Genomic DNA, 11,342 nt, shown 5'->3' with positions numbered 1-11,342 from the left:
TTCCTCAATAGCTCAGTTGGTAGAGCAACGGACTGTTAATCCGTTTGTCCCTGGTTCAAGTCCAGGTTGAGGAGCCACACAAGAAGAACCTGCTTTTAGCAGGTTTTTTTTCGTCTAAAATTTATGTTTCTCCTACTTTAAGTATCACCTGCAGTACACAAATCTATTAACGAATAGTTAGTTTAAGATACAAAAAAGCCAATGATAAACATTGGCTTTAAAATCTTATAGTGGAGCTTAAAATAGCCCACTTAAATCATTATCACTGTTAATTAGTGATGATGTCCGCCAACACCGTGAGCGTGGCCATGAGTTACTTCTTCTTCAGTAGCCTCTCTAACATCAACTACGTCAATATCAAATGTTAATACTTTACCCGCTAACGGTGGGTTAATATCAACAGTAACCATAAACTTGCCTACTTTCACTACCGTTACTTGACGTTGACCTTGCTCAGTTTGAACAACAGCAGTCATACCTGGCTTCCATTTAGAGCCGCCTTGTAAATGCTTTACAGGAATGCGTTGGATCATATCGTCTTGCTTTTGTCCGTAAGCATCTTCTGGCTGCAAAGTAACAGAGAATTTATCACCCGCTTCTTTACCAGTTAAAGCATTTTCAAGACCTACTAAAGTGTTATTAGCACCATGTAAATAAGCCATAGGGTCATTACCATGCGATGATTCGATTTCAGTACCATCTTCTTCTTTTAATACGTAGTGAAATTGAACTACTGATTTATCTGCTATTTTCATTTTTTATCTATCTCTATATTAATACAAATTCTTATATCATCCGTTGCTACATTCTAAGCCCATAACAATAAAATAAATACACTTAATAGAATTAAAAACATACCTAAATATTCCATTTTACTAATTGATTCTTTAAATATTCGGTATGTAATAAATAACGTGATGAAGAACTCAACCTGTCCTAAAGCTTTAACATAAGCCGTATTATGGAAGCTTGTGGCCGTATACCAGCCAATAGAGCCGATAACGCTAGTAATTCCAACAAAGGTACATACTCGCCAATGTTTAAGCATTAAAGGCAGCTGAGCGCTATTTTGAATAGCCACATAAGCTAAAGATATAACCGACTGTACGGTGATCATAAAAACTAAAGTCACTGCTGCACTAATCATTAAGTCAGTATTTAACGCCAAACTCGCTTCTCTTACTAAAAGCATAGTTATAGCCAAGCCTAGACCTGATAACACACCAAAGCCAGCACCTGGATTTTTAAATAGATCTGTCGTGTTAAATTTAACTTTTGAAACGATAATCACACCCACAACACCAACAATAACAGATACCCAACCCCACAAGCTTAACGGAGCAGCAAAGAAAGTAGCACCTAAAATAGCCACTTGTATGGCCTCAGTTTTAGCTAAACTTGTTGCGACTGAGAAGTTTCTATACCTAAATGCAGTAATTAAACAGGCAGTGCCAATAATTTGAGCCACACTAGCAAATAAAGCAGATTGCACAAAACTAGCATTAAGTTCAGGCATTTCATGACCTTTGAACTCTAATAACCACCACAAATATAACCAAGCAAAAGGTAAAGCGTAAACATACCTCACAGAAGTTGTTGCCATTGAGTTTAAATGGGCTGATAGCTTTTTTTGACCAGCCGTTCTGATCGCTTGCATAAATGCAGCTAATAAAGTGAAGTAAATCCAAATATCCAAAGAAGTTCCAAAATAATGGGAGGTTGCTATAAGAATTAGCAAGACAGATGTTAGATATTATAAATAAAAGGCTATAATAAAACTATGTAAGTATTTTTCTCCACTCGAATAGAGAATTGCTAGATTAAAAAATTTAAATAGTTTACTTTAATCAAAACAACGACAATTATTTTTCCTTATAAAATCATAATTACAGTTAACCTCTTGAAAATAAAAAGTAGTTTATGACTAACAAACGATCATATAAACATACAAATAATGCTTTAGTGCTAACCGGTGGTGGCGCTAGAGCGGCTTATCAAGTAGGTGTACTATCCGCAATTGCACAATTTATTCCACGCAATCACGGCTGCCCTTTTCCTATTATTAGTGGTACTTCTGCTGGCGCAATTAACACAACCGCTTTAGCCTGTTATGCCTCATGCTTTCAGTTAGGTGTAAAAAAGCTTGAGTGGGTTTGGAACAACCTCAGCACGAATCGTATTTATCATAGCGATCCTTACAGAGTATTTAGCCACATTGCTAAAGGTGTTTTTGGGAGTTTCCAAGCAGATTATGCTAACCGCCCTGCGCGCAGCTTACTTAATAATGCTCCGCTGCGTGAATTACTTAATGAAGTGATTGATTTTAGAAGAATAGATAACAACATTCTTAAAGGTTACTTATCTGCTGTAGCCGTTACCGCCTCTAGCTATACCAGTGGCGACTCAATCAGCTTTTATCAGTCTGAAGACCATATAAAACCTTGGTTTAGAGCAAATCGTAGAGGCGAACCTAGCCAATTTAATAGTGAACATTTAATGGCTTCTGCTGCTATTCCTCTGGTTTTTCCATCTATAAATATTAAACGCCAACATTTTGGTGATGGTTCTGTACATCAGTTATCACCGTTAAGTCCTGCAGTTCATTTGGGAGCCGAAAGAATTTTTATTGTTGGTGTAGAGCAACCAAAAGAACCTATACATCCTAACGAAAATAACCCTCATCCACCTACAACATCAAGTATCGCAGGTCATTTACTAGATTCTATATTTTCTGATACGTTACAAAGTGATATTGAAAGAGCTGAACGGATTAATAAAACGATTGCTTTAAGTCCTGATGGTCCACAGAAGAACGAATTAGGGTTAAAGAAAATAGATACATTACTGATTAATCCTAGTCATGACTTTAACTCTATGGCGGTTAAGTATTTTGATGAACTACCACTTTCAATAAAAATATTGTTGCGGTCTGTTGGGATAACGAATGATTCAGAATCGAGCCTGGTAAGTTATTTATTATTCGATAAGAAGTATTGTAAACAACTGATAAAGCTTGGTTATGAAGATGCTATGGAGAAAGAAACAATCATTCGAGATTTTCTTGATTTGTAAACTTAGCGACACAACCTAAGTCATTTATAAAAAGCCATCTACGTTTAATTCATTAAATGTAAATGGCTTTTTTGATCCATTTAGCTAATACCAACAGGCTATTTAACCTCAACTCGATTTAAGGTATTTTTAATCTACCAAAATGTTCACTAATAAAACGTTAACTTAAACTCTCGCTTGATAGTATTTCTTACTTCAAGGTAAATAACTGTTAGCTAAAACCTGTTTAAACCGAAGTTATGTTCCTTCTTGTAAAAATCGCTCTGTTAATTCAACTCTTCGAGGTTTACCTCTTACAATAAGCGTATCTTGATCTTCAAGCACTGTACTTCCTTCAGGATCTTCTATTTCTTGGTCGCCGCGTTTAAGTGCAACAATAATCATATGAGAATTACCTAGCATAAGTTCAGCGATAGAATGACCAACTGCGTATGAATCGTCATTTAAATGCACCGCATGAGCAAATTCAATGCGTTCTATGGCTTCAGCGCTCATATCTGTATGTTCACCTTGGAAGAAACCATGAAGATGACTGTAGTGACTGTTACGCTCTTTTTGTACACGTTTAAAAATACGAGAAAATGGTACACCTGTTAATGAAAGTACTTGAGAAACTAACATCAAGCTACCCTCTAAAATTTCAGGTACAACTTCATCAGCACCTGCATCTTTTAATACTTGCAGCTGATCATCGTTTCGCGTTCTTACCAATATAGGAACATTCTTCGATAAGGTTCTTACTTTTTCAACAACATCTAGCGACTGTTTATCCTCACCAAAAGCTATAACAACAAGCTTAGCTTGTGACAGATGAGCAGCATGCAATAACTCAGTTTGTCTTGATGAACCAAATAAAACATTCTCGCCTGCGGCTCTTGCTTTTGTAACCCTTAGTGGGTCAATATCTATCGCCACAAAACTAATATCTTCTTGTTTTAAAAAGCGGCTTACTGTTTGACCTACACGACCAAAACCACAAATAACCACATGATCAGACAACGTACTATTATCGGGTAAAGTTTCTAGCTCCGTTGTATCAACGCCTTTGTCATTACTTAATTTTAAAGACCACTTTGTTGCGTTATCAACCATAAACGGTGTTATCGCCATACTTATAACACCCACACCTAAAAGAATGCTCGCCACCTTCATTGGCAGCAATTCAACCTGTGTTGCTAAGGCAATCAAGACAAAACCAAACTCTCCCATTTGCGCCAACATAAAGCCTGAAGCCCAGCCATCTTTTGATAACTCGCCAGCTTTTACCGCTAAAAATCGAATAATTAACACTTTAAGTGCCATAAAACCAAACATCACACCAAGCACAATGAGAGGGAATTCAATCAACACATTAATGTTAAGCTTCATACCCACTGTAACGAAGAACAAACCTAATAAAATATCTCTGTAAGGTCTTATATCAGCTTCTAGTTGATGTTTATATTGGCTCTCACCAAGCATCATACCGGCTAAAAAGGCACCTAATGCCATAGATAAACCAAACCAAAGAGTTAATGCAGATGCCAGTAAAGTAACGAGCAAGGTCGTTAAAACAAACAATTCATCAGTTCTAACTTGTGCAATTAAGTGGAATAATCTTGGTAGTAACCATTTACCTGTTAGTAATAATAAACCAACAACAAATACACCTTTCACCAAAGCAAAAAGCAACGCTAAACCCATAGACGCATCAGAATCCATGGCAAACATAGGAATAATAATAAGGAGAGGAACAACCGCTACATCTTGAAATAACAGAACAGATACTGAGATTTGCCCTGACTTCTTCTTCATCGCCCCCGACTCACTCAATTGTTTAATAACAATGGCCGTAGATGATAAAGCTAATACTCCCCCTATTACTAATGAACTCGCGAAGGTTTGACCTAAAGCTAAAGAGATAAGAATAAATACAACAAGTGATATGCCCACCTGCAAGCTACCAACCGCTAATACCAAATGCCGCATAGCAAGTAATTTAGGAACAGAAAACTCTAACCCTAATGTAAATAAAAGGAAGACGATACCTAGCTCAGCAAAGTGTTCATAATCTACATGATGATGTGCCCATGCAAATCCATGTTCACCAACCAACATCCCCGTCACTAAGTAAGCTAAAATAGCAGGTAAATGAAGATGCCTAAATAACCAGACAATAAAAACAGCACTCGTTAAAATAGCCAGAATTTCAAAAAAACCGTCCACAAAACTTCCTTATGTGATGAATATGAAAATAGGGTTACATTGATTAAATGCATGATGACATTGTTTCAATTTGTTTAAGTTATTCTACAGATATCAAAATGATTTAAAACGTTATTATAACAATTAGGTCTATTTAATGTTCATATAAGAACATTTTCCCTCTGTTAGTGTGACAAAGTAATGAGCTCTCTATTAAGTCAAAAGCGGCAATCAATTGCCGAAATAAGACTGACAAAATAATGACAACAAGTAAACCAGCTATTTAACTATTTACTATCAGCCACTTAGAATACAAGTAAAAATAATTACATTTAGGTATAGTAATTGCTAACTAATATCCATCTAAACAAATATAGGTGGTGACATGCAAACATTAGATTTAATCGACAGCAGAGCGTATGAATATAATGCCTTTAAAATATTCGAATCAGGTAACACCGAAAATACTCAACGTAAGTTAGCACTTATGGAGCAATTGCAATGTACGCTTGAGCTTGACAATATTTTAAATATCTTTGCCATGGAAGCTGCTAAATATATCTCTTTATCTGGACTTTACTTTACTCAAGGCGATGTTAGAACCGCTATAAGAGGCAGTAGACAAGGTAAAGCTGAACGTCAATTCAGTTTAAAACTTAATAATGAGTTTTTAGGTGTTTTAACTTATGCCATTAACACACCTATTAGTGTAGCTAATAATAAAATTTTAGAAGAATTACACCAATATATTATTCACCCAATTAATAATGCTATTAAATATAAAAATGCGATGGCACTTGCAATGCAAGACAGTTTAACGGGCTTAGCCAATAGACGTTATTTTGATGAACAATTAAAGCGTGCCATGCATCATGCAAATCGTCATAAACGCCAAGTAGGTTTAATGGTTGCCGACCTAAATAAGTTTAAAATCGTTAACGATACTCATGGTCACAACATAGGTGATGAAATATTAAAGTCTTTCGCTAAAGCTTTACAAGTTAGCGTACGTGATTCCGATAGTGTATTTAGATTTGGCGGTGATGAGTTCGCTATCATAGTTGAAGAAGCCAGCGAACAGTCATTATATGTTATTGAAATGCGTATTAAAGACGCAATAAGTAACGATGCATTACTGACAAAGTACAATGTAAGCTGTAGTTTAGGTTATACCTTTATGAATCGAGCTGACGATGAGAAAAGCTTTTTTGAACGCGCAGATCAAGCATTATACAAACAAAAGCATGGCCGCCCTTTAACACTAAGTATTGTTTAACTGATAACAATATTATTAAGTGACAAATCATGAAAATAACTCAGCTTTTTCTGAAAAGGCTGAGTTAAAACTTACCTAAATCAAATTCACGATAAAGATCTTAAAGCGATAGCTTGTTCTTGGGGAGTCGCAGCAATATAAATTCGAGCATATCGAATAGCTGAAGAAAACTTAGCTTCTCCAACTCGTGCTAATACTTGTTTGAAAAAATGAAGATTTAAATCGAATACCTGTACATAATGCAAAATAGCGTCATCAATACTTGGATAGCGCATACCATCGAACATGAAGGCTTCCTTCTCAGGAAGATACTCTAAAGTGTCACCATTAACGATTAACGGCCAAGGTTGATAACTTACTCGCCCTTTTGCGACTTCATACATAAACCATGCACTTTTCTTGAAGCCCTCAAAGTTACCACCTTCAAACTCACTCTCCTCTAACTCTTCTTTAGTCCAATTTAAGCCAATAGCGAGATCTTTATGGTAATGCTTGATCAATGCTTGTTTTACATGCATATGAACATCCCAGATGCTATCTACCTTGGCTTGCGAAGCAAAGCGTTTACATTCTTTACAAGCAGAAACTTTAATAGGAGAATGAACGCAATCAAGCACTAGCCATTTACTATGAGGAAAAGCAAATAAGAATTCTTTAGGCTCGCCACAAAACCAGCAGAGTTGACGGTATTGAAAAGGCGTTTCAGTAATAGAATAGTGAGTTTTCATGTGAGGATTATCTTTAATATGAACTCTGCATAAACCTTAGCTTACACAGAGAACACATTTAGAAAAAGGCCTTAGCGCTTCTTCTGTATTTTTTTAGTATATTTTTTAACTGCCGCTGGTTTCACTTTTTTCTTTTTAGCGATAGCTTGATTCTTATCTTGCGTCGCTTTATAGCGGTTTTTCTTAACTGGAGCATCTAAGTCTTCAGTGTATTGTGGTGGTAATGGTCTATTAATTTCATAACCAGGAGTCACAATACGTTCAAACTTACGACCAATTAATTCTTCAATATTTTCTAAGAAACGTTCATCTTTAGGGCTTACTAAAGAAATAGCGGTACCTGATTTACCAGCACGACCTGTTCTACCGATGCGGTGAACATAATCTTCAGCTAAAAATGGTAAATGAAAGTTAACGACATAAGGCAGATCAGCAATATCTAAACCACGAGCAGCTACATCTGTTGCAACTAATACTCTTACTTTACCTTCAGTAAATTCTTCTAATGCACGGTTACGTGCACCTTGAGTTTTATCACCGTGACAAAGCGCAGCTTTAATACCATCAAGTTTTAGCTCTTTAGCGAGTATATTTGCACTTTCTTTAGTTCCAGCAAAAACAAGCACTTGCTTCCAGTTGTTTACACCAATAATTTCAGATAAAAGTTCACGCTTACGCGTTTCAGACACCCAATAAACTGACTGTTTAACTTTACCTGAAGTAGAGTTTTGACGAGAAACTTCTAACGTTTTAGGGTTTCTTAATACCTGCTTAGCTAAGGTTTTTACTTTATTTGAGAACGTAGCAGAAAACATTAATGTTTGATGTTTTTGTTTAATCACCTCAGTTAATTTCTCAATATCTTTTAAGAAGCCCATATCTAACATACGGTCAGCTTCGTCTAATACCAAAAACTTAACATGAGAAAGATCTACATTACGCTCATTTAAATGTTCGATTAGTCGACCTGGCGTTGCAACAAGTACATCAATGCCTTTTTTCAGCATAGTTTTTTGTGGAGGCATATTTACACCACCATAAATAACGCCAGACTTAATCGGTAAAAACTGACTATAGGTTTCAATATTCGCGTGCACCTGAGCAGCAAGTTCTCGTGTAGGCGTTAAAATTAACGCTTTAATTGTTTGACCTGTAACTTGAGTGTCATCTTTTATATTGCGACTAATCGCATCTAAAATAGGCAAACTAAAAGCAGCTGTTTTACCTGTGCCTGTTTGAGCACTAGCCAATACGTCAACACCTGTTCTAATAACAGGAATTGCTTGTTGTTGTACCGGCGTTAAATTTTTGTAGCCACACGCTTTTACTGCTTTTAATAAATTAGCCGATAGGCCAATTGCATCAACACTCATTTCTTCACCAAATTTCTAAATTATTCGAACACATGTTCAATTTTCGCGGATTATAGCAGTTTATCTAAGTAACCGGTTACTTATCTTTCTGCCAAATACCTTGAGTTAAATTAAGGCTTTTATGCTCAGCATCAGACGGACAGTAAGTTGGTATCTTGCCTTGCATTTTTTGCAGATGATAATCTTTAGTTACTGTTGAAATTGCCTTAGTCAGTAAAAATAATGAAATAACATTAAATACTGTCATCAAACCGGTAGAAAGATCCGCTAAAGCAATAACCTCTGGCAAAGTCGCCACAGAGCCAAATACTAACATAGCTAAAAAACCTACCTTTAAAAAGGCATGACCATAAAGATTATCTAAGTTTAAATACTTAAGATTGTTCTCAGCGTAAGCAAAATTACCAACAATCGATGTAAAAGCAAAAAGCATAATAGCTATCGTAATAAAATCACTACCCCAATCGCCGACTTGAAATGCTAATGCCTGCTGAGTTAACTGAATACCTTGTGCTTGCGAGCCCGTATCTTTAAATAACAAAATAAGAAATGCGGTACACGAACAAATAACAATCGTATCGAAAAACACCGCTAGCATTTGTATATAACCCTGCGCTACCGGATGAGGAGGATTTGGAGCAGCTGCAGCTGCAACGTTAGGCGCGCTGCCCATACCAGCTTCGTTAGAATACAAACCACGCTTGACACCTTGAACGATTGCAGCGCCTACAAGACCACTACCGGCTTCTCTTAAACCTAATGCTGAAGCAAAAATATTAGCGATAATATTAGGAATTAAAGTAATGTTCATACCAATAACGTATAAACACACAAGCAAATAAGCTACGCCCATGAAAGGGACGGTAATTTCAGCAAAGCGTGCTATTTTCTTTAAGCCACCAAATATAATAAAAGCAGCTAAAACAGTAATAACCATACCTGTTGTTAATTGATCTATGCCATACGAACCATTGAATGCGCTAGTGATTGAATTTGCTTGCACTGAACTAAATACAAAACCGTAACCGAAAAATAAGCATAACGAGAAGGTAATCGCTAAAGTTTTACTGTTTAAACCTTTACGCATGTAATAAGCAGGTCCACCACGGAAGTTACCTTGGTCATCTTTTTCTTTATACAATTGTCCTAATGTACTTTCAGCAAAAGCCGTAGCCATACCAACAAGTGCAATTAACCACATCCAAAATACTGCGCCAGCACCACCTAAAGTAATAGCAACCGCAACACCCATTAAATTACCGGTTCCGACACGAGCTGCCAAAGATGTACACAAAGCTTGAAAGGAAGAAATCCCCTCAGCAGATGATGAACGGCTCTTTTTTAGCAAAGTAAACATGTGGAAAAAGTGCGTAAATTGCAGCCCTTTTAAACGTAACGTAAACCAAATTCCACAGCCACTAAGTAAATAAATAAGGATACTTCCCCATAAATAGCCGTTAATTGTTCCAACCCATTCTTCAATCAATTTTTCTACTCCTAATACTTGTTGCAGGCATTATAAATAAAAACGCCCATATTTATTGGCTTTTTAACGATTTGTCACAACATTTAACGCCTTAATCATTTTGTATAGCGTAATATGAGGTAAAGTAAATGCATAAGAAAATGCTCTGCTATTCCAAAATGCTTGAAACTAAGGTATAAAAGCGCCATGAAAATACCAAAACGCATACAACCCCTCGTAGACGAAGGGCTAGTTGATGAAGTACTCAGCCAATTAATGAGCGGCAAAGAAGCCACTGTATATACAGTTCGCTGTGGCGATCAAATAAAATGCGCCAAAGTATATAAAGAAGCTAATCAACGCAGCTTTAAAAAAGCTGTTCAATATCAAGAAGGCCGAAAAAGCAAGAATAGCCGTAGAGCTCGTGCTATTCAGAAAGGCTCAAAGTATGGTAAATCACAGCAAGAAGAAGCTTGGCAAAATGCTGAAGTAGATGCGCTGTATTTATTAGCATCATCTGGTGTAAGAGTTCCTGAACCTTATGGCTGTTTTGATGGCGTACTTATCATGGAACTTATTACTGATGATGATGGCAGTGTTGCACCTAGATTAAACGACATATCAATGGACGCTGAACAAGCGCGTGAAGACCATGCCGTTGTTATGGTGTACATCATGCGTATGTTATGTGCAGGTATCGTACATGGTGATTTATCAGAGTTTAACGTTTTAGTTGATCAATACGGTCCTGTGATAATTGATTTACCACAAGCGGTTGATGCATCCTCAAATAACAACGCCAAAAGCATGTTAATTCGTGATGTTGAAAACATGACAACTTACTATGCTCAATACGCACCAGAATTAGCTGAAACTAAATACGCCTTAGAAATGTGGGCATTGTATGAAGAAGGTGAACTAACGCCTGAAACAGAACTAACCGGTTTATTTGCTGAAAGTGATGAATCAGCTGATGTTGATACCGTGTTAGAAGAAATTAAAGCGGCGTTTGCAGAAGAGCAAAGCCGATTAGAACGCATTAGAGAAGCGAACGAAGACGAATAAGTTAAATTAAGTTAAGTTAAGTTATCATCACTTAACACTATTGCCTTCACACTAATCAGTTCACAAAAAAGGTTGGCATTTGCCAACCTTTTTTTAATGCTATAATGACCCGTCCTAAATAAGGTTGACACTTTTCTTTAAGTAAATTGGAGAGTGTTATGAAATCAACAACTAAGCGT

9 protein-coding genes and 1 tRNA gene are annotated in these 11,342 nt (G+C 36.6%); 4 read left to right on the top strand and 6 right to left on the bottom strand.

Translation table 11 applies throughout. The annotated features are described in order from the left end of the window. The first annotated feature begins 1 nt into the window (after position 1). Positions 2-77 (top strand) — tRNA-Asn (locus Q5N69_RS18205). Between the two features lie 195 nt (positions 78-272). Here Q5N69_RS18205 and Q5N69_RS18200 read toward each other — a convergent pair. Next, the gene (locus Q5N69_RS18200; protein ID WP_304370508.1) at positions 273-755 is read right to left on the bottom strand and encodes a peptidylprolyl isomerase; all 483 of its coding nucleotides are present in this window, start codon (positions 753-755) and stop codon (positions 273-275) included. Positions 756-808: 53 nt separating this feature from the next. Beyond that, positions 809-1,696: a DMT family transporter gene (locus Q5N69_RS18195; RefSeq protein ID WP_304370507.1), complete on the bottom strand. Its 888-nt coding sequence runs from the start codon at positions 1,694-1,696 to the stop codon at positions 809-811. 224 nt (positions 1,697-1,920) lie between these two features. On the opposite strand from Q5N69_RS18195, the gene Q5N69_RS18190 reads away from it, so the two are divergent. Further along, positions 1,921-3,072, top strand: a complete 1,152-nt coding sequence (locus Q5N69_RS18190) for a patatin-like phospholipase family protein (RefSeq protein ID WP_304370506.1) — start codon at positions 1,921-1,923, stop codon at positions 3,070-3,072. A 237-nt stretch (positions 3,073-3,309) separates the two neighbouring features. Here the strand turns inward: Q5N69_RS18190 and Q5N69_RS18185 are convergent, their stop codons facing one another. Beyond that, positions 3,310-5,277, bottom strand: a complete 1,968-nt coding sequence (locus Q5N69_RS18185) for a cation:proton antiporter (RefSeq protein WP_304370505.1) — start codon at positions 5,275-5,277, stop codon at positions 3,310-3,312. Positions 5,278-5,641: 364 nt separating this feature from the next. Here Q5N69_RS18185 and Q5N69_RS18180 point away from each other — a divergent pair, with 364 nt between their 5' ends. Continuing rightward, a complete protein-coding gene (locus Q5N69_RS18180) occupies positions 5,642-6,532 on the top strand; it encodes a GGDEF domain-containing protein (protein WP_304370504.1) in 891 nt (296 codons plus the stop codon). A gap of 86 nt (positions 6,533-6,618) precedes the next feature. Here Q5N69_RS18180 and Q5N69_RS18175 read toward each other — a convergent pair whose 3' ends face one another. From Q5N69_RS18175 to Q5N69_RS18165, 3 genes are all read right to left on the bottom strand, one after another. After that, entirely contained in the window at positions 6,619-7,260 is a 642-nt protein-coding gene (locus Q5N69_RS18175; protein WP_304370503.1) for a hypothetical protein, read from the bottom strand. 71 nt (positions 7,261-7,331) lie between these two features. Then, positions 7,332-8,633 carry a DEAD/DEAH box helicase gene (locus Q5N69_RS18170; protein ID WP_304370502.1) on the bottom strand — a complete coding sequence of 434 codons (1,302 nt, stop codon included), beginning with the start codon at positions 8,631-8,633 and terminating at the stop codon, positions 7,332-7,334. A 76-nt stretch (positions 8,634-8,709) separates the two neighbouring features. Further along, positions 8,710-10,119, bottom strand: a complete 1,410-nt coding sequence (locus Q5N69_RS18165) for a sodium:alanine symporter family protein (protein ID WP_304370501.1) — start codon at positions 10,117-10,119, stop codon at positions 8,710-8,712. A gap of 186 nt (positions 10,120-10,305) precedes the next feature. On the opposite strand from Q5N69_RS18165, the gene Q5N69_RS18160 reads away from it, so the two are divergent. After that, the gene (locus Q5N69_RS18160; RefSeq protein ID WP_304370500.1) at positions 10,306-11,163 is read left to right on the top strand and encodes a PA4780 family RIO1-like protein kinase; all 858 of its coding nucleotides are present in this window, start codon (positions 10,306-10,308) and stop codon (positions 11,161-11,163) included. The last annotated feature ends 179 nt before the right edge of the window (positions 11,164-11,342 follow it).

The sequence above is a fragment of the Pseudocolwellia sp. AS88 genome, from assembly GCF_030551755.1.
GTDB lineage: Bacteria > Pseudomonadota > Gammaproteobacteria > Enterobacterales > Alteromonadaceae > Pseudocolwellia.
This window is presented reverse-complemented; position numbering and strand designations above follow the sequence as displayed.

Excerpts from the sequence above, each read along its gene's own strand:
- Q5N69_RS18180 (WP_304370504.1), top strand. The coding sequence starts at position 5,642 with ATGCAAACATTAGATTTAATCGACAGCAGAGCGTATGAATATAATGCC.
- Q5N69_RS18200 (WP_304370508.1), bottom strand. The coding sequence starts at position 755 with ATGAAAATAGCAGATAAATCAGTAGTTCAATTTCACTACGTATTAAAA.
- Q5N69_RS18160 (WP_304370500.1), top strand. The coding sequence starts at position 10,306 with ATGAAAATACCAAAACGCATACAACCCCTCGTAGACGAAGGGCTAGTT.
- Q5N69_RS18170 (WP_304370502.1), bottom strand. The coding sequence starts at position 8,633 with ATGAGTGTTGATGCAATTGGCCTATCGGCTAATTTATTAAAAGCAGTA.
- Q5N69_RS18175 (WP_304370503.1), bottom strand. The coding sequence starts at position 7,260 with ATGAAAACTCACTATTCTATTACTGAAACGCCTTTTCAATACCGTCAA.
- Q5N69_RS18190 (WP_304370506.1), top strand. The coding sequence starts at position 1,921 with ATGACTAACAAACGATCATATAAACATACAAATAATGCTTTAGTGCTA.